Annotated in this window: 16 protein-coding genes; 9 read left to right on the top strand and 7 right to left on the bottom strand. The window is 60.4% G+C overall.

The features are described from left to right. Positions 1 to 111 precede the first annotated feature (111 nt). From ACQRBV_RS11830 to pqqE, 8 genes are all read left to right on the top strand, one after another. Complete coding sequence (locus tag ACQRBV_RS11830) at positions 112 to 1818, top strand: flavin monoamine oxidase family protein (protein ID WP_411985371.1); 1707 nt, start codon at positions 112 to 114, stop codon at positions 1816 to 1818. A 10-nt stretch (positions 1819 to 1828) separates the two neighbouring features. Continuing rightward, complete coding sequence (locus ACQRBV_RS11825; RefSeq protein ID WP_411985370.1) at positions 1829 to 2623, top strand: carbon-nitrogen hydrolase family protein; 795 nt, start codon at positions 1829 to 1831, stop codon at positions 2621 to 2623. Between the two features lie 59 nt (positions 2624 to 2682). Further along, complete coding sequence (gene pqqF / locus ACQRBV_RS11820; RefSeq protein ID WP_411985399.1) at positions 2683 to 5052, top strand: pyrroloquinoline quinone biosynthesis protein PqqF; 2370 nt, start codon at positions 2683 to 2685, stop codon at positions 5050 to 5052. A 158-nt stretch (positions 5053 to 5210) separates the two neighbouring features. Beyond that, positions 5211 to 5285 carry a pyrroloquinoline quinone precursor peptide PqqA gene (pqqA, locus tag ACQRBV_RS11815; RefSeq protein ID WP_003194766.1) on the top strand — a complete coding sequence of 25 codons (75 nt, stop codon included), beginning with the start codon at positions 5211 to 5213 and terminating at the stop codon, positions 5283 to 5285. A 70-nt stretch (positions 5286 to 5355) separates the two neighbouring features. Further along, positions 5356 to 6267 carry a pyrroloquinoline quinone biosynthesis protein PqqB gene (pqqB, locus tag ACQRBV_RS11810; protein WP_060757261.1) on the top strand — a complete coding sequence of 304 codons (912 nt, stop codon included), beginning with the start codon at positions 5356 to 5358 and terminating at the stop codon, positions 6265 to 6267. A gap of 106 nt (positions 6268 to 6373) precedes the next feature. Continuing rightward, complete coding sequence (pqqC, locus tag ACQRBV_RS11805) at positions 6374 to 7126, top strand: pyrroloquinoline-quinone synthase PqqC (protein ID WP_198762635.1); 753 nt, start codon at positions 6374 to 6376, stop codon at positions 7124 to 7126. Then, positions 7123 to 7398, top strand: coding sequence for a pyrroloquinoline quinone biosynthesis peptide chaperone PqqD (gene pqqD, locus ACQRBV_RS11800; RefSeq protein WP_060757259.1), 276 nt, complete (start codon positions 7123 to 7125; stop codon positions 7396 to 7398). The genes pqqC and pqqD overlap by 4 nt, the downstream gene beginning before the upstream one ends. Next, a complete protein-coding gene (gene pqqE, locus ACQRBV_RS11795; protein WP_060757258.1) occupies positions 7391 to 8521 on the top strand; it encodes a pyrroloquinoline quinone biosynthesis protein PqqE in 1131 nt (376 codons plus the stop codon). Before pqqD ends, pqqE begins: the two co-directional genes overlap by 8 nt. 5 nt (positions 8522 to 8526) lie before the next feature. Here pqqE and ACQRBV_RS11790 read toward each other — a convergent pair whose 3' ends face one another. From ACQRBV_RS11790 to ACQRBV_RS11780, 3 genes are all read right to left on the bottom strand, one after another. After that, a complete protein-coding gene (locus ACQRBV_RS11790) occupies positions 8527 to 8685 on the bottom strand; it encodes a YqaE/Pmp3 family membrane protein (protein WP_003228885.1) in 159 nt (52 codons plus the stop codon). A gap of 95 nt (positions 8686 to 8780) precedes the next feature. After that, the gene (locus ACQRBV_RS11785) at positions 8781 to 9101 is read right to left on the bottom strand and encodes a helix-turn-helix domain-containing protein (RefSeq protein ID WP_411985369.1); all 321 of its coding nucleotides are present in this window, start codon (positions 9099 to 9101) and stop codon (positions 8781 to 8783) included. 289 nt (positions 9102 to 9390) lie between these two features. Continuing rightward, entirely contained in the window at positions 9391 to 10653 is a 1263-nt protein-coding gene (locus ACQRBV_RS11780) for an aspartate aminotransferase family protein (RefSeq protein ID WP_411985368.1), read from the bottom strand. A gap of 209 nt (positions 10654 to 10862) precedes the next feature. On the opposite strand from ACQRBV_RS11780, the gene ACQRBV_RS11775 reads away from it, so the two are divergent. Further along, entirely contained in the window at positions 10863 to 11762 is a 900-nt protein-coding gene (locus ACQRBV_RS11775) for a LysR family transcriptional regulator (protein WP_090368407.1), read from the top strand. A gap of 226 nt (positions 11763 to 11988) precedes the next feature. Here the strand turns inward: ACQRBV_RS11775 and ACQRBV_RS11770 are convergent, their stop codons facing one another. The 4 genes from ACQRBV_RS11770 to ACQRBV_RS11755 form a co-directional block, all read right to left on the bottom strand. Next, positions 11989 to 13767 (bottom strand): acyl-CoA dehydrogenase C-terminal domain-containing protein, encoded by a 1779-nt coding sequence (locus tag ACQRBV_RS11770; RefSeq protein WP_090368405.1) that lies wholly within the window; start codon positions 13765 to 13767, stop codon positions 11989 to 11991. Positions 13768 to 13887: 120 nt separating this feature from the next. Next, positions 13888 to 15660 carry an acyl-CoA dehydrogenase C-terminal domain-containing protein gene (locus tag ACQRBV_RS11765; protein WP_411985367.1) on the bottom strand — a complete coding sequence of 591 codons (1773 nt, stop codon included), beginning with the start codon at positions 15658 to 15660 and terminating at the stop codon, positions 13888 to 13890. 90 nt (positions 15661 to 15750) lie between these two features. After that, positions 15751 to 17040: a GGDEF domain-containing protein gene (locus tag ACQRBV_RS11760; RefSeq protein WP_060757252.1), complete on the bottom strand. Its 1290-nt coding sequence runs from the start codon at positions 17038 to 17040 to the stop codon at positions 15751 to 15753. Between the two features lie 206 nt (positions 17041 to 17246). After that, positions 17247 to 19052: a phenylacyl-CoA dehydrogenase gene (locus tag ACQRBV_RS11755; protein ID WP_060757251.1), complete on the bottom strand. Its 1806-nt coding sequence runs from the start codon at positions 19050 to 19052 to the stop codon at positions 17247 to 17249. Positions 19053 to 19312 lie beyond the last annotated feature (260 nt).

The following is a 19312-nucleotide window of genomic DNA, read 5'->3' as shown; positions in this document are numbered from 1 at the left end:
ATCCGACGACACTTTGCGTCTTATTAACGAACACTGAGCTCCCTAAACTGGCTGCCATCTTTTCCTATACTCCACGGGACGTGCCCCGCCGAGTCGCCAGCCAGGTGTGCCATGAACGAAGCCAACCAAAAGACTTTCCAAAAGCCCAATCGCCACCCTGCAGACGGCAAAAAGCCCATCACCATCTTCGGCCCGGACTTCCCGTTTGCCTTTGACGACTGGATCGAACACCCCGCCGGGCTGGGCAGTATTCCCGTCGCCCAGCATGGGGCTGAAGTCGCCATTGTCGGCGCCGGGATTGCCGGGCTGGTGGCCGCTTACGAGCTGATGAAGCTGGGCCTGAAACCCGTGGTATACGAAGCCTCGAAGATGGGCGGCCGCCTGCGCTCCCAAGCATTTGAAGGCGCCGAGGGCATCATCGCCGAACTGGGCGGCATGCGTTTCCCGGTGTCCTCCACCGCGTTCTACCACTATGTGGACAAGCTGGGCCTGGAAACCAAACCCTTCCCCAACCCGCTGACTCCGGCCTCCGGCAGCACCGTGATCGACCTCGAAGGCCAGACCCACTACGCGCAAAAACTCTCCGACCTGCCGGTGCTGTTCCAGGAAGTTGCCGACGCCTGGGCCGATGCCCTGGAAGCCGGCTCGCAGTTCGGTGATATCCAACAAGCTATCCGTGATCGCGACGTGCCGCGTCTAAAGGAGCTGTGGAATAAGCTCGTGCCGCTGTGGGACGACCGCACTTTCTACGACTTCGTCGCCACCTCCAAGCCCTTCGCCAAGCTGTCGTTCCTGCATCGCGAAGTCTTCGGCCAGGTGGGCTTCGGCACCGGCGGCTGGGACTCGGACTTTCCCAACTCCATGCTGGAAATCTTCCGTGTGGTCATGACCAACTGCGACGATCACCAACACTTGGTGGTCGGGGGTGTGGCGCAGGTGCCCATGGGCATCTGGCGTCATGTACCGGAGCGCTGCGCCCACTGGCCGGCGGGTACCAGCCTCAGCTCGCTGCATCGGGGCGCGCCACGGGCCGGGGTGAAGCGTATTGCCCACGCCGCCGATGGCCGTTTCGCCGTCACGGATAACTACGGCGACACCCGCGAATACGCGGCGGTGCTGACCACCTGCCAGAGCTGGCTGTTGACCACCCAGATCGAGTGTGATGAAAGCCTGTTCTCGCAAAAAATGTGGATGGCCCTGGACCGCACCCGCTACATGCAATCGTCGAAAACCTTTGTCATGGTCGACCGCCCGTTCTGGAAAGACAAAGACCCGGAAACCGGCCGCGACCTGATGAGCATGACCCTGACCGACCGCCTGACCCGCGGCACTTACCTGTTCGATAATGGCGACGATAAACCGGGGGTCATCTGCCTGTCGTACTCCTGGATGAGCGACGCGCTGAAAATGCTCCCGCAGCCCATCGATAAGCGCGTAAAACTGGCCCTCGACGCCCTGAAGAAGATTTACCCGAAAGTCGACATCAAGGCGCGCATCATCGGCGACCCGATTACCGTGTCCTGGGAAGCCGACCCGCATTTCCTCGGGGCCTTCAAAGGCGCGTTGCCCGGCCACTATCGCTACAACCAGCGCATGTATGCGCACTTCATGCAGAAGGACATGCCCGCCGAACAACGTGGGATTTTTATCGCCGGCGACGATGTATCCTGGACCCCGGCCTGGGTGGAAGGCGCGGTTCAGACCTCGCTGAACGCGGTGTGGGGCATCATGACTCACTTCGGCGGCCGCACTCATCCGGAAAACCCAGGCCCGGGTGATGTGTTCGATGAAATCGGGCCGATTGCTTTAGCGGATTAAGGAGTCAAGCATGCGTGTCGCCCTGTACCAATGCCCACCACGACCGCTGGATGTGGCCGCCAATCTCAAACGCCTGCATCAAGTGGCGCACGAGGCCTCGGGCGCCGATGTGCTGGTGTTGCCGGAGATGTTTCTCAGCGGCTACAACATCGGCGCCGAAGCCGTTGGCGCACTGGCTGAAGCCCAGGACGGCGCGTCGGCACAGGCAATCGCCGCACTGGCCAAAAGCGCCGGGCTGGCGATTCTGTATGGCTACCCGGAACGGGCCGATGACGGGCAGATCTACAATGCCGTGCAGTTGATCGACACCCACGGCCAACGCCTGTGCAACTACCGCAAGACTCACCTGTTCGGTGATCTGGACCACTCGATGTTCAGTGCCGGGGAAGATGATTTCCCGGTGGTGGAGTTGAATGGCTGGAAGCTGGGGTTCCTGATCTGCTACGACCTGGAGTTTCCGGAAAACACTCGGCGCCTGGCCCTGGCCGGCGCCGAGCTGATCCTGGTGCCCACCGCCAATATGGTGCCATTCGACTTTGTCGCCGACGTCACCGTGCGGGCGCGGGCCTTCGAAAACCAATGCTATGTGGCTTACGCCAACTATTGCGGGCATGAAGACGAGATTCAATATTGCGGGCAAAGCAGCATTGCGGCGCCGAACGGTCAGCGAATCGCCCAGGCCGGGCTGGATGAAGCCTTGATTGTGGGCGAGCTGGATCGCCGCTCAATCCTGGAGGCCCGCGCCACCAATCACTACCTGCAAGACCGTCGCCCGGAGCTCTACGGCGTGCTGAACAAACCCTGAGCCAGCCGGTTTGCCGGCGGTTTGTTAACATGGCCACACCCTACGTTTCGGAAGTGTCCATGCCTGCCCCGGCCCACCCTCATCATCGTCATCTGACCCTGGCCAATGGCCTGCAGGTTTCTCTACGCCATGCACCGCGCTTGAAGCGTTGCGCCGCAGCCTTGCGGGTGGCCGTCGGCAGCCATGATGTGCCTTTGGCGTGGCCGGGATTGGCGCATTTTCTGGAGCATTTGTTGTTTCTGGGCACCGAGCGTTTTCCCGCGAGCGACGCCTTGATGGCGTACGTGCAGCGTCACGGCGGCCAGGTCAACGCCAGCACCCGGGAGCGCACCACCGACTTCTTTTTCGAGTTGCCTGTGTCGACCTTCGCCGAGGGGCTTGAGCGACTGGCCGAGATGCTCGCTCATCCACGCCTGGCAATTGAAGATCAACTGCGTGAACGTGAAGTGCTGCACGCGGAGTTCGTCGCCTGGTCGCAGGATGCCCAAGCGCAACGGCAGGTCGCACTGCTCGAAGGTCTGGCCGATGATCATCCGCTGCGGGGTTTTCATGCCGGTAATCGCGACAGCCTGCCCGTGGAAAGTGAGCTGTTTCAGCAAGCGCTGAGGGCATTCCACACCGACTTCTATCAGAGTGGGCAGATGACCCTGAGCCTTGCCGGCCCCCAGCCGTGGGACGAACTCGAAGCGCTGGCGCGGCGGTTCAGCGAACAGCTGGCCGCCGGGGCTGGCCACCCACAGGCCGCTCCGCCGGCGCTGATGCGCGACCGGGCCACGAGTTATCAGCACACTGCCAATGGTCACCTGCACCACGTCATTGCCTGCGATGTACCACGCGAAGCCCTGGAGTTTCTCTGTACCTGGCTCAACAGCGCAGCGCCCGGCGGGTTGCTGGCTGAACTGAAAAATCGAAAGCTGGCCAGCACATTGCAGGCCTCGGTGCTTTATCAGTTCGCTGGGCAAGCACTGCTGGATATCGACTTTGCTCTCGACACCCACGCTGATTCGGCGGCGCTGATAGAGATGTTGTTGCACGACTGGCTGAGCTTTTTCGCCCACAGTGACTGGACGTCACTGCGCGAAGAATTCGCCCTGCTGGCGGCGCGTCAACTTCAGGTCCAAGGCGCCCTGGCGTTGGCGCGGCACGAAAGCCAAGCGCTGTCGGAGCACAGCGTCAGTGCCTTGAAGGCCCTGCTTGATTCACTTCAGCTGAAGCCCGCCCAGCACACTTGGCAGTTGCCACCCGGCAACCCCTTCCTGCGCCCGCCCGTCAAAGAAGAACGCGCCGGCCTGATTCGCGGCCAAACCAGCGCCCATCGCGGCCTGCGCACCTTTGCCCAGGATCGTTCCCGAGGCCGACGCGAAGCCTCCGCGCTGACGTTCAGCAAAGCCTTGGCTGATGACACCGAGGAAGGTGCGCTCTATCTGCATTGGCAGTTTGATTCAAGCGTACCTGCCGGGCTGGAAAGCGCATTGCAGCCGTTGCGGGACAACGCCCATCAGGCGGGCGTCGAGTTATCGTTCGAAACCCTCGCCAATGACTGGTGGGTGAAAATGACCGGCCTGCACGAACCGATGCCGGCCGTGCTCGAAGCCTTGGCGCATAACCTGAACCTGCCCGTGGCCCACGAGACGCCCTCCAACGCAGCGCCGCTGATTGCTATCCGAGCACTGCTCAAGGCGCTCCCGGCTTGCTGTGCCGGTGCTCGCAGCGAACCTCGCGTGACGCCGGCAGCGTGGAACACCGCACGCTGGCAAGGGTTGGGCCTGGGGTTGCCTGCCGCATGCGAAGCCGCGATCAAAACCGCTGCCGCTCGTTTGCCTGGGCAGCCCGCGAGCATCGAGTACCAACACCCGCCCATCGGTGGTCAACATCTCTGGCACGCGATGGCAACGGCGTCCGACGAAGCGGCATTACTGCTGTTTTGCCCGGCACCCACACAATCCCTGGAGTACGAGGCCGCGTGGCGCCTGCTCGGGCATCTGTTGCAGGGGCCCTTCTACCAACGCTTGCGCGTCGAGCTGCAAGTCGGTTACGCCGTATTCAGCGGCGTGCGACAGATCAACGGGCAAACCGGGCTGCTGTTTGGCGTGCAGTCCCCAAGCATTTCCCTCGCCGGCATCGTCGAACACCTGCAAACCTTTCTGACACAACTGCCGTCGTTGATCGAGGGCAGCGCCGACCTGGGGGGCCAGAACCTGGCCCGGCAGCTCACGGCACTTTCTGTCGCCCAAGCCGCCGAGCAGCTTTGGCACGCGCAGTTGGCCGGCCATTCGTCGGGATATCTGGAGCAGCTTGAACAACTCATCCGAACTCGCACGCGTGAAGATTTACTGCAGGCCGCCCGGCAACTCAACAATGCCTCGGGCGGCTGGCGCTGTGTCGCCAACGGCCCACGTATCAGCGATCACTGGCAAGCCGCAGGCTGATCATTGCCAGGCCTGCAAAAGGCTTTTTCTTTCGAGACAGCGCTAACTTGAGAAGAATTGCGTAATATTCATACGCAGTATCTGAACATCTCCGACAGGAGGTGGACTATATGTAGTAGTTGGTAGTGAACGTCCCATCCTTTGGTAGGAGTATGAATATGACCTGGTCCAAACCTGCTTACACTGATCTGCGCATCGGTTTCGAAGTCACCATGTACTTCGCCAGCCGTTAATCCGCTGGGTAATACAACGCCTCGGTTCGCCCGGGGCGTTTTTGTTTGAGCTTTGCTTGATGGAGCGACCATGTTTGTCCAGATTCTAGGTTCCGCCGCCGGCGGTGGTTTCCCACAGTGGAACTGCAACTGCGTGAACTGCGCAGGTTTTCGTGATGGCAGTCTAAAGGCCCAGGCCCGCACCCAGTCGTCCATCGCGATCTCCGACGATGGCGTGAACTGGGTACTGTGCAATGCCTCGCCGGATATCCGGGCGCAACTGCAAGGCTTTGCCCCGATGCAACCCGGCCGTGCTCTGCGTGACACCGGCATCAGCGCGATCATCCTGATGGACAGCCAGATCGACCACACCACCGGCCTGCTGAGCCTGCGTGAAGGCTGCCCGCACCAGGTGTGGTGCACCGACATGGTCTTTGAGGACCTGAGCACCGGTTTCCCGTTGTTCACCATGCTCACCCATTGGAACGGCGGCCTGGTCAGGAACCGCATCGAGCTGGACACCGGCTTCACCATCCCGGCCTGCCCAAACCTGCGTTTTACCCCGTTGCCACTGCGCAGCGCTGCGCCGCCCTACTCGCCACACCGCTTCGACCCGCACCCAGGCGACAACATCGGCCTGATCGTCGAAGACCTGCGCACCGGCGGCAAACTGTTCTACGCGCCGGGGCTGGGCAAGGTCGACGCGCCGTTGCTGGAGATCATGGCCGGTAGCGATTGCCTGTTGGTGGATGGCACGATGTGGGATGACGATGAAATGCAACGCCGTGGCGTCGGCACCCGCACCGGCCGCGAGATGGGCCACCTGGCGCAGAACGGCCCCGGCGGCATGCTCGAAGTGCTTGCGCAGTTGCCTGAACAGCGCAAGGTACTTATCCACATCAACAACACCAACCCGATTCTCGATGAAGACTCCCCCGAGCGGGCCGAGTTGGTGCGGCGCAATGTCGAAGTGGCTTACGACGGCATGAGCATCGAACTGTAGGAGCGGGCTTGCCCGCAAAAAACTCAAGGGCACCGCGCTCACTCAGAATGCCCCCGTCATCGTTAACCACCTTCGTGAGCAAGCTCGCTCCTGCAGGAGAACTCTTATGACTGAAAGACCGATGAGCACCACAGAATTTGAAAAGGCCCTGCGGGCCAAGGGCGCCTTCTACCATATCCATCACCCGTACCATGTGGCGATGTATGAAGGCCGCGCCACCCGCGAGCAGATCCAGGGCTGGGTCGCCAACCGCTTCTACTATCAGGTGAATATCCCGCTGAAAGACGCGGCGATCCTGGCCAACTGCCCGGACCGTGAAATCCGCCGCGAGTGGATTCAACGCCTGCTGGACCACGACGGCGCACCCGGCGAAGACGGTGGGATCGAAGCCTGGTTGCGCCTGGGCCAAGCGGTCGGTCTCGACCCCGATCAACTACGCTCCCAGGAATTGGTACTGCCCGGTGTGCGTTTTGCGGTGGATGCCTACGTCAACTTCGCCCGTCGCGCCAGCTGGCAAGAAGCCGCCAGCAGTTCGCTGACCGAGCTGTTCGCCCCGCAGATCCACCAGTCGCGCCTCGACAGTTGGCCGCAGCATTACCCGTGGATTGATCCAGCCGGCTACGAATATTTTCGCACGCGCCTGGGCCAGGCCCGTCGCGACGTGGAGCACGGGCTGGCGATCACCCTGCAGCACTACACGACTCGCGAAGGCCAGGAGCGCATGCTGGAAATACTCCAGTTCAAACTGGATATTTTGTGGAGCATGCTGGACGCCATGAGCATGGCCTATGAACTCAACCGCCCGCCCTATCACAGCGTGACCGAGCAGCGGGTGTGGCATAAAGGGATCACCCTATGAGCTTTGATCGCAGCAAAAAACCGACCTGGCGCCAAGGCTATCGCTACCAGTACGAGCCTGCGCAAAAAGGCCATGTGTTGCTCTATCCTGAAGGCATGATCAAGCTCAACGACAGCGCCGCCTTGATCGGTGGCTTGATCGACGGTGAGCGCGACGTCGCGGCCATCATCGCCGAGCTGGAAAAACAATTTCCCGGTGTGCCTGAACTCGGTGAAGACATCGAGCAATTCATGGAGGTCGCCCGTGCTGAGCACTGGATCAACCTTGCCTGAAAAACCCGCTGTCGGCCTGCCGCTATGGTTGCTCGCCGAGCTGACTTACCGCTGCCCGTTGCAATGCCCGTATTGCTCCAACCCGCTGGATTTTGCCGAGCAGGGCAAGGAGCTGAGCACCGAGCAGTGGATCAAGGTGTTTCGCGAAGCGCGGGAAATGGGTGCGGCACAACTGGGGTTTTCCGGCGGTGAACCGCTGGTGCGCCAGGATCTCGCAGAGCTGATCGCCGAGGCACGCCAGTTGGGGTTCTACACCAACCTGATCACCTCCGGCATCGGCCTCACCGAACAGAAAATCAGCGACTTCAAAAAAGCCGGCCTGGACCATATCCAGATCAGCTTCCAAGCCAGCGATGAACAGGTGAACAACCTGCTGGCCGGCTCCAAAAAAGCCTTCGCGCAAAAACTGGAAATGGCCCGTGCGGTCAAGGCCCATGGCTATCCGATGGTGCTGAACTTTGTCACCCATCGGCACAATATCGACAAGATCGACCGTATCATCGAGCTGTGCATCGCGCTGGAAGCCGACTTCGTCGAACTCGCCACCTGCCAGTTCTATGGCTGGGCACAGCTCAATCGCGTGGGGTTGCTGCCGACTAAAGAGCAGTTGGTGCGCGCCGAACGCATCACTAACGAATACCGTGCCAAGCTTGAAGCCCAAGGGCACCCCTGCAAGCTGATCTTCGTGACCCCGGATTACTACGAGGAGCGCCCAAAAGCCTGCATGAACGGCTGGGGCAGTCTCTTTCTGACGGTGACACCGGACGGTACCGCCCTACCCTGCCACGGCGCCCGACAGATGCCGGTGCAATTTCCGAATGTGCGCGATCACAGCATGCAGCACATCTGGTACGACTCGTTCGGCTTCAACCGCTTTCGCGGCTACGACTGGATGCCCGAACCGTGCCGTTCGTGTGACGAAAAGGAAAAGGACTTCGGCGGCTGCCGCTGCCAGGCCTTTATGCTGACCGGGGATGCGAGCAATGCCGACCCGGTGTGCAGCAAGTCCGAGCAGCACGGCATCATCCTGCAGGCGCGGGAGGAGGCCGAACACGCTACTCAGACGATTGAGCAACTGGCCTTTCGCAACGAGCGCAACTCACGACTCATCGCCAAAGGCTGACGGCCTCAGCGCTTGGCGATGATGTACACCGCATGCACGATGCCCGGGATGTAGCCGCACAGGGTCAGCAGGATATTCAGCCAGAACGCGCCACCGAACCCCACTTGCAGGAACACGCCCAGTGGCGGCAACAGGATGGCAATGATGATACGAATGAAATCCATAGGGTCAGCTCCAAGAAATCGGCTCGTGTGAGCCGTGTAGCTAATCGACCGTGGGGGTTTGCGAGGGTTCAGTGGGTTCTGGCATTGGGCCATCTTCAAGCCAGAATTTCCAACCCGTGCTTCTTTACGATGCTCAGCAACTTGAGCGCCATGCCGCTGGGCTGTTTCTCACCAGATTCCCATTTTTTGACCGTGGAGGCACTGGTGTTCAAGTAACGCGCGAAAACAGGTTGGCTCACATGGCTGCTTTCACGCAGCTGCTTGATCTGTTCGGCTGGAATTTGCGCCGGGACCGTTGCAAGGCACATCTCGTCGAACTCACGTAGAGTGGTTTTGCTGATTGCCCCTATCGAGTGCAGCGCCTGGGCCGATTTATAAACAGATTCCAGCGCTTCACTTTCATACTTTTTGATCATGACGTATCTCCACAAACTCCTTGAGGTCCAGTAGTTGCTGGACTTGTGCCGCGCTTAAAGCTTCCCACAAACATACCACTCAGTGGTATAGACTAGAAACGCGAGCATGCAAAAACTCTCCGCCCCCTCGTCAGCAGTCCTTGCCGACGCTTGCCAAAAAGCCATTGTTTTCACTGATGCTCAATCAACAATTTCAGTCCCAAAATTTCGCAGACAAAAAAACGCCCCCAGCCAAAAGAATCAGGCTGGAGGCGCCGCGTAGGCCGCGAGACGGTTCAAGAATAAGGGATTAAACGGCGATGCCCTTGCGGCATTGCAGTTGTGCGGTACGCACGCGAGAGAAGGCGCGGGCCAGGCGCAGGAGCATTTCGTCAATGTTGCTTTTGCTCACGGTCAGCGCCGGAGTGAAGCGCAGGCAGTTGGGTTGCGGGGCATTGAGGATCAGACCTTCGTGCAGGGCGGCCTTTACGACGGCATCCGCAGAATCATCCGACAACGTCAGGCCCCACATCAGACCCTGGCCGCGTAATTGGCCGTGGTCGTAACGGTAGGCCAGGCGGGCGAGACCTTCGCCGAGGTAACAGCCATACTCACGCACCTGCTCCAGGAAACCGTGCTCCAGCACCGTATCGAGAACCGCCAGACCGGCCGATGCCATCAACGCATTACCATGATGCGTGCCCTCCAGCTCGCCGACTTCGAAGCAGCAGGCTTTGCCGCGCGCCAACAAGGCCGCCAGCGGCACGCCACCGCCCAAGCCCTTGCCGAGGGTGATGATATCGGCGCGTATACCGTACTGCTGTTCGGCAAGTAAGGCGCCACAGCGACCGATGCCGGTCTGCACTTCATCAAGAATCAGCAGGATGCCCAGCTCACGGCATAACCGCTCAACCCCCTTGAGGTAGTGCTCGGTGGCGGGAATCACGCCGGCTTCGGCCTGGATAGGTTCCAGCATGATGGCGACAGTACCGGCATCCACGGCGGCGTGCAGGGCGGGTAGATCGTTGAACGGCACATGGCTGAACCCAGGCAACTGCGGTTCGAAACGGTTGTCACAGCCGCCCGACGACGCCGACATGGCCGCGAAGCTGCGGCCATGGCAGCCGTTGCCCGCGGTGATGATGCGATAAGCACTACCCCGATGCAGTTGGCCCCATTTGCGCGCCAGCTTGATCGCCGCTTCGCAGGCTTGCGCGCCGCTGTTGAGCAGGTAGCCCTGGTCGCTGCCGGTGTGTTCGCACAGGCGGTCGACGAGGTTGAGTTGCAGGCGGTTGTACAGGCCATTACCCGGGTTGATCAGTGCTTGAGCCTGATCCGAGAGCGCCTTGATCAATACCTGCGGGCTGTGGCCGAGGCTGTTGGCGGCACCGCCCTGGCTGAAATCGAGGTAGGCGCGGTCATCACTGTCCCAGAGCCAGGAGCCCTGGCCACGTACGAACACCTGCGGCGGGCGCGCAACGGTGGGCATCAGGCGCGCGCTGGAAAGGTCATTGCCGGCAGTGTCCAGAATCAGATCGTCCAGGCTCGGCGCGGGGCGACGGAACAGATTCACAGCTCACCTCCAATAGCAACCCGACCTTGATCGGTGCAGGGTGCCGACACTGCCTTGCGGTTTTTTGTCTTGCCTATGTAAACGCTATCAACATAAACGCTGTTCATTGCCCGATCCGGCCCTGTACGCCCTGTGAATAGGCGCTAGACTAGGCGTCTGCAGGGCCGACGGCCATTTCGATTTTCCAGCTTTTTCGATAAGTAAGTCTTATGGATTTCAAGCAACTGCGTTATTTCGTCGCGGTGTATGAGGAAGGCCACGTAGGCCGTGCCGCTGAACGCCTTTCGATCTCTCAACCGGCGTTGTCGCAACAGATCCGCCAGTTGGAACAGAACCTGGATGTGGGCCTGTTCGAGCGCAGCAGCAAGCGCCTGTTACCTACCCTGGCCGCTCATACGTTGTACAACCATGCCTTGCCGCTGATCGATGGCATGCAGCAAGCCGTTGAAGCCTTGGGCAACTTCAAGGGCCAGGCGATGCGTACCTTGGCCATCGGCGTGCTGCAGACGGTGCACACCAGCCTGGTTCCGCAAATGCTGGAGCGTGTGCGCAAGGCGCAGCCTCATTTGGTCGTGCAAATCTACGAACTGACGGGGCTTGAAATTGAACGGCGCCTGCTCAACGGTTCGTTGGACATTGGCATCAGCTATCTGCCGCCACGCCAGCCGGGGCTGCACGGCACGCTGCTGTATGAGGATGAATTGAAGGTGGTGATCCCCGAAGACCACCCCCTGCGCGAGTTCAAGAAAGTCTCGCTGAAACAGGCGGCCGAATTACCGATGTTGCTGTTGGGCGAAGAGTTTCAAGTGCGCCAGATCTGGCAAGGCCAACTGTCCAACCTCGGGCGGCGCCCGCAAGTGCAGGCAGAGCTCAACACCATGGTGGGCATTCTCGACAGCCTGCCCCACAGTAAATTGGCCACGGTGCTGCCAGGGCGCTCCCAGGACGAGCACAACAGCAAGGCCTTGTTGTGGAAACCCTTGAGTGAACCCAGGGTGCCACTGAAAGTGGGCTTGGTGTGCCGTGATCTACAACGACAGCAGGCGACCGTGGCCTTGCTGCGCACGCTGCTGGAAGGCGTGATGAATGCCCCGCAGGCAAGCGCCTGACTTTTTCGCGGGCAAAAGAAAACCCCGCCGAAGCGGGGCTTTGCAGACTGTTTCCCTGACATCCATTTCACTCCGCCGTCCTGGCAGAATCCTACGTGTCCGTGTTGTTGCTTTGCGCTTCCTGCGCGACGTCCATGTGAAGTAGATTATCGGTGGATCCAATTTGGCGATAGAGGACGAATAGCAGCACGTCATGTAAGAGATTGCTTACACGCCCTCCAAGCCTTTAGAACTGTGCCTCATCCAGCAAATACAGCGATTCGCTGCCCGCTTTTACCGACGCGCTCAATGAGTGGATACGCGGCAACAGGCGTGCAAAGTAAAAGCGCGCCGTGCCCAGTTTGCTGGCGTAGAAATCTTCTTCAGCCTCTTTGCCCAGCGCTGCCTTGGCCATGCGTGCCCACATGTAGGCGTAGGCCATGTACCCAAACGCGTGCAGATATTCCACCGACGCCGCGCCGATCTCATTCGGGTTGGTCTTGGCGCGGTCCAGCACCCAGGCGGTCAATTCATCCAGGTTATCCACCGCTGCGCTGAGTGGGCGGGTGAACTCGGCCAGTTCGGCATTCGCCGTGGCGATGAACTGACGGACTTCGTCGGCGAACAGGCTGTAGAACTTGCCACCGCTGCCCACGATCTTGCGCCCCATCAGGTCCAGAGCCTGAATGCCATTGGTCCCTTCGTAGATCTGGGTGATGCGTACGTCGCGCACCAATTGTTCCTGGCCCCACTCGCGGATGTAGCCATGGCCGCCGAACACTTGCTGGCCGAGTACGGTAGTTTCCAGGCCCAGGTCGGTGAGAAACGCCTTGGCGACCGGGGTCAACAACGCCACCAGGTTATCGGCGCGTTCGCGAGCGGCGGCATCTTCGCTGAATTTGGCGATATCCAACTGCGTCGCCACATAGGTGGAGAACGCCCGGCCACCTTCGTTCGCGGCCTTCATGGTCAGCAGCATGCGCCGCACGTCCGGGTGCACGATGATCGGGTCGGCGGCCTTGTCTTTGGCTTGGGCGCCAGTCGGTGCACGGCTTTGCAGGCGATCGCGGGCGTATTCAATCGCGTTCTGGTAGGAGCGCTCGCCGGACGCCAGGCCCTGGATACCCACGCCCAGACGCTCGTAGTTCATCATGGTGAACATCGCCGCCAAGCCACGGTTTGGCTCGCCGACCAGGTAGCCCACGGCTTCGTCGAAGTTCATCACGCAGGTCGCAGACGCCTGGATGCCCATCTTGTGTTCGATCGAGCCGCAAGTCACCGGGTTACGCGCGCCCAGGCTGCCGTCGGCATTGACCATGAACTTCGGCACCAGGAACAGCGAAATCCCCTTGGGCCCCGCCGGTGCATCCGGCAGCTTGGCCAGTACCAGATGGATGATGTTTTCGGTGAGATCGTGCTCGCCACCGGTGATGAAGATCTTGGTGCCGCTGACCTTGTAGGAACCGTCCGCCTGAGGCTCGGCCTTGGTGCGGATCATCCCCAGGTCCGTACCGGCATGGGCTTCGGTCAGGCACATGGAGCCGGCCCACTCGCCGGAATACATCTTCGGCAGGTAAGCGGCTTTCAGCTCTTCACTGGCATGGGTATTGATCGACACGCAGGCGCCGGAAGTCAGCATCGGATACAGGCCGAACGCCAGGCTCGACGAGTTGATCATTTCTTCGACTTGCGCCGACACGGCTTTGGGCATGCCCATGCCGCCGAAGACAGGGTCACCCCCGACACCCACCCAGCCACCTTCGGCGTAGGTTTTGTAGGCCTGTGGGAATCCATCCGGCGTGCTGACCGCACTGTCCGCCCAGCGGCAGCCTTGCTCGTCGCCACCCCGGCTGAGCGGCGCGATGGACTTGGCGGTCACCTTGCCGGCCTCTTCGAGAATGGCCTCAACGGTTTCGGCATCCACGGTGTCCGCCAATGCCGGCAATTGGGCCCAAGTATTGGCGACCTCAAACACTTCGTTGAGGACGAAGCGCATATCACGCAGCGGCGCTTTGTAATCAGCCATGGCAAACCTCGTGAGAACGTGAAAAGTGATTCGATAGGGATCGGTTTTATGAGCCCCGAGTGTACCCGAACAACTTTTAAGACACATAGGGTCCACTTGTGACTGATTGGTATTTTTAAGTCACTCCAATGCAAATGCTTGCGCAGACAGACTCATCAGGCACTCACTGCCGGCTTCCACGGCGGCGCGGTGGCCCGTTGTACGGGGCAGCAGGCGCTTGAAGTAGAAGTCGCAGGTGCCCAGCTTGGCCTTGGCGAACTCGATGTCGTCTTGCGCTTGCGCGGCAATGGCCATACGCAGCCACAGGTACGCCAGAATGATGTAACCGCTGTACATCAGGTAATCCACGGCCGCAGCGCCCACTTCATCCGGGTTTTTCATCGCCGCCATACCGACCTTCATCGTCAACTCGCCCCACTGCTGGTTCAACTGGTCGAGTTGCTCCACATGGGCCTTGAGCTGCGGATGTTCGGCATGCGCCGCGCAGAACTGATGCACGATCCGGGTAAAGCCACGCAATAACTTGCCCTGGCTGCCGAGCACCTTGCGCCCCAGCAAATCCAGCGCCTGGATGCCGTTGGTGCCTTCATAGATCGGTGCAATCCGCGCATCCCGCGCCAATTGCTCCATACCCCACTCGCGGATGTAGCCATGGCCGCCGAACACCTGCATACCGTGGTTGGTCACCTCCAGCCCGGTCTCGGTCATGAAGGCTTTGCAGATCGGGGTAAGGAAGGCCAACAGGTCTTCGGCGGCCTGGCGCTGCTCGGCGTCGTGACTCAGATGCGCGGTGTCGAGCAATTGCGCGGTGAAGTAGGTCAATGCGCGGTTGCCCTCGTTGAAGGCTTTCATGGTCAGCAGCATGCGCCGCACGTCGGGGTGCACGATGATCGGGTCGGCGGCCTTGTCCGGTGCCTTGGCGCCGGTCAGCGAGCGCATTTGCAGGCGGTCGTTGGCGTATTTGATCGCGCCCTGAAAACTCGCTTCACCGTTGCACAAGCCCTGCATGCCGGTGCCCAGCCGTGCGTGGTTCATCATGGTGAACATGCAGTTGAGGCCTTTGTTGGCCTCGCCAATCAAAAAGCCCCTGGCACCGTCGAAGTTCAACACACACGTGGCCGAGCCCTTGATCCCCATCTTGTGTTCGATGGAGCCGCAGTGCACCGCGTTACGCTCACCCGAGTCCGCATGGAACTTGGGCACGATAAACAACGAAATACCTTTAGTGCCCGCTGGCGCATCCGGCAGCTTGGCCAGCACCAGATGGATGATATTGGCGCTCATGTCGTGCTCGCCGGCCGAGATGAAGATCTTGCTGCCGGTAACCGCATAGCTGCCGTCCGCCTGTGGCACGGCGCGGGTCTTGATCAGGCCCAGGTCGGTGCCGCAGTGGGCTTCGGTGAGGCACATCGTGCCGGTCCACTCGCCGGCGGTGAGTTTGTTCAGGTAAGTGGCTTTCTGCTCGTCGGTGCCATGGGCGTGGATCGCCGTCATGGCACCATGGGTCAGGCCGGGGTACATGCCCCAGGACGTGTTGCTGGAGCCGATCATTTCGCTCAGCACCAGGCCCAAGGATGGCGGCAGGCCCTGGCCGCCGTAGGCCGGATCGGCCGCCACGCCGTGCCAGCCGCCGTCCACATACTGGGCGAAAGCTTCCTTGAAGCCCTTGGGGGTGGTGACCACGCCATTGTCGAAATGGCATCCCTCTTCATCACCGCTGCGGTTGAGCGGTGCGAGCACGTTTTCGCAGAATTTGGCGCCTTCTTCGAGGATCGCACTGACCATGTCCGGCGTGGCATCCGTAGCCCCCAGCGCCGCATAGTGGCCATGGAAATCAAACACGTTGTCGATCAGAAAGCGCATGTCGCGCAGGGGAGCTTTGTAGTCAGGCATGGCGATGTCTCCGGCAGCAGATACTTTCAACCTACTGCCGGCCAAGACTGCAAACAATCACTGTAGAACCGCTGAATACAGCGCCATCACTCAACCGGCAGCGCGCTCCATACGCACCGCTCCACGCCGGGTCTGCCCGGCCGCGACCACGCAATTACGCCCCGCCCCCTTGGCGGAGTACAGGGCTTCGTCGGCGGATTTGAGCACCTCTTCCGGCGTGCGCTGCTCGGCCTGGCGCTCGGCCACGCCGATGCTGACGGTCACCGACACACTGGACGCCCCGCTGCCTGTGCGACGCTGACGGCCCTGATGATCGTCATGGGGACGGTCCGGGTTGCGCAACTTGATGTCGTAGTTGGCAATGATCTCGCGGATCTCTTCCAGGTGCGGCATGCACTCATCCAGGGTCTTGCCGGCAAACACCACGGCAAATTCTTCACCGCCATAACGGTAGGCACGCCCGCCGCCATTGACCTTGGACAGCTTGCTGGCGACCAGCCGCAGGACCTGGTCGCCCACGTCGTGGCCATGGGTGTCGTTGAAGCGTTTGAAGTGGTCGACGTCGCTCATCGCCAACACATAGTTGCGCCCCAGTCGCTGCATGCGTTCGTTGAGCGCGCGCCGCCCGGGCAAGCCGGTCAGCTCATCGCGAAACGCCATTTGATAGGCCTCATGGGCCACACCGGCGGCAATCATCAACATCACCTGGCTGCACATGATGTTCAGGGTGAACGGCAGGATGAAGGTTTGCGGCAACATCCAGAACATTCCCAACAACCCGACCAACTGCGCGGCGTGCAACGGACGCGGCTGGTACCAGTACTGGGCGGCCAGGGTCAGGAAGCCGACCAGGAACATCGGGTAAGAGAGTTGGATCAGGCTCATCCAGCTGCCATGCAGCGCCGGCCAACGAATTTCTGCCAGCCAGTTCAGCAAGGCCTGCGGGAAACTCTGCTCCAGGGCCAGCGCAACGCTGCCCACGGCGATCAGCACCGCACACCGGGCAACGAAGTCGCGAAACAGGTGGGTCTTCTCCTGCCACAGCGCGTAGATGCTGAACAACAGCGGCAACAGCAGGCAACACAGATGAAACACCACGGCGGCATCTTCACGCACGCGGCCATTATCGCGGTAAAAGTCCGTCTGGGTGTCCAGCAAGAAGTAGGTGATATACACCGTGATCATCAGGAACAGTTCACGCTGGCGCCGATACACCGCGCAATACGAACCACCGAGCAACAGCACCAAGGTCGGCAGCACGTTGAACAGCGAAGTGAAGAAGACATTGAGGTCTTTGACATACGCAGCCGAGAGCCCGGCCAGCAATAGCAGCAACGAGGGGAGAAAATGGCTGAAACGTACAGCGGACACGCGTGACAAGGGTAAAGCTCCGACCCGCCGATAAAGATGGCACAGTGCCTTCACTGCGCACAGTTAAGCACATTCAATGTGACCTGTATCACATTGCCATCACTGTAACGGCAGCCAACCCCAATCCCTGAGTGCTGCGCTGTGTTTTTTATCGCACCCAATAAAAAACCGCCACTCCCGAGGGAGCGGCGGTTTTCAGCAGAACCCGGTAAGGCTTAGTAAGCCAGGCCGAAGTTCTCTTCTTTCATGTCCATCAGGTTGTTGGCGCCCGACAGCATGGTTGCAACGTGAGTGCGGGTACGCGGCAGGATGCGCTGGAAGTAGAAGCGCGCAGTCTGCAGCTTGGCGGTGTAGAACGCCTCTTCGGTGGTGCCGGCAGCCAGTTTTTCGGCGGCCAGGCGCGCCATGTCGGCCCAGAAGTAAGCCAGGCACGCGTAACCGGAGTACATCAGGTAGTCCACCGAGGCGGCACCGACTTCTTCACGGTCTTTCATCGCGGCCATGCCGACCTTCATGGTCAACTCGCCCCACTCTTTGTTCAGTGCAGCCAGCGGTGCGACGAACTCTTTGACGGCTTCGTTGCCTTCGTTGGCCTGGCAGAACTTGTGCACGATCTTGGTGAAACCCTTGAGCGCTTCGCCTTGGGTCATCAGCACTTTACGGCCGAGCAGGTCCAGGGCCTGGATGCCGGTGGTGCCTTCGTACAGCATCGAGATGCGGCTGTCGCGAACGTTCTGCTCCATGCCCCACTCGGCGATGAAGCCGTGGCCACCGTAGATCTGCACGCCGTGGTTGGCCGCTTCAAAACCGACTTCGGTCATGAACGCCTTGGCGATCGGCGTCATGAAAGCCAGCAGGCCATCGGCCTGTTTCTTGGCTTCGTCGTCGGTGCCGTACTTGACGATGTCCACTTGCTTGGCGGTGAAGTACACCATCGCACGGTTGCCTTCGGCGAAGGCTTTCATGGTCAGCAGCATGCGGCGCACGTCAGGGTGCACGATGATCGGGTCGGCCGCTTTGTCCGGTGCTTTCGGGCCGGTCAGGGAGCGCATTTGCAGGCGATCACGCGCATATTTCAGGCCGCCCTGGAAGCCGATTTCAGCATGGGCCAGGCCCTGCAGTGCGGTACCCAGGCGAGCGGTGTTCATGAAGGTGAACATGCAGTTCAGGCCTTTGTTCGCCGGGCCGATCAGGAAACCGGTGGCCGCGTCGAAGTTCATCACGCAGGTAGCGTTGCCATGGATGCCCATCTTGTGTTCCAGGGAACCACAGGTCACGGCGTTGCGCTCACCGATCGAGCCGTCTGCATTCGGCAGGAACTTGGGCACGATAAACAGCGAGATACCTTTGGTCCCGGCCGGTGCATCCGGCAGGCGCGCCAGGACGATGTGGACGATGTTATCGGCCATATCGTGCTCACCGGCCGAGATGAAGATCTTGGTGCCGGAAACTTTGTAGGAACCATCAGCCTGAGGTTCGGCCTTGGTGCGCAGCATGCCCAGGTCGGTGCCGCAGTGCGGTTCGGTCAGGCACATGGTGCCGGTCCACTCGCCCGAAACCAGCTTGGTCAGGTAAGCCTCTTGCTGCTCAGGCGTGCCGTGTTCGGAGATGGTGTTCATTGCACCGTGGGACAGGCCAGGGTACATGCCCCACGACCAGTTGGCCTCACCGACCATTTCGCTCACGGCCAGGCCCAGGGATTCCGGCAGGCCTTGGCCACCGTGCTCCACATCGTGAGCCAGGCTCGGCCAGCCGCCCTCGACGAACTGTTTATAGGCTTCTTTGAAACCAGTAGGGGTCTTAACGCCTGACTCGCTCCAGGTACACCCTTCGATGTCACCCACGCGGTTCAACGGTGCCAGTACTTGCTCACAGAACTTGGCGCCTTCTTCGAGAATGGCGTCAACCATGTCCGGGGTAGCGTCCTGGCAAGCCGGCAGGCTCTGATAGTGCGCTTCATAACCGAGCAGTTCGTCACGAACGAAGCGAATATCACGCAAGGGGGCCTTGTAGTCAGGCATAGCGATAAACCTCTGCTGATGTATCTGGGATGAACAACCGCGTGGATTTGTTGTGGCGGTCAAACAGGTGTTTGAAACATACGTTTACGACCTGGGGTTGTCAAGCATCGTCCAGGCGCCATTTGTCATGACACGCATCAACGACACGCACGGCAGGGCGTGCGGCGTGTTGCCACTGTTAAAGGAGTTTAGAAGTTCGTCAGGATGACGCAGGACAAATGTGGGAGCGGGCTTGCTCGCGAATGCGGTGTGTCAGTCAA

This window comes from Pseudomonas sp. R11F, from assembly GCF_050312575.1.
GTDB lineage: Bacteria > Pseudomonadota > Gammaproteobacteria > Pseudomonadales > Pseudomonadaceae > Aquipseudomonas > Aquipseudomonas palleroniana.
This window is presented reverse-complemented; position numbering and strand designations above follow the sequence as displayed.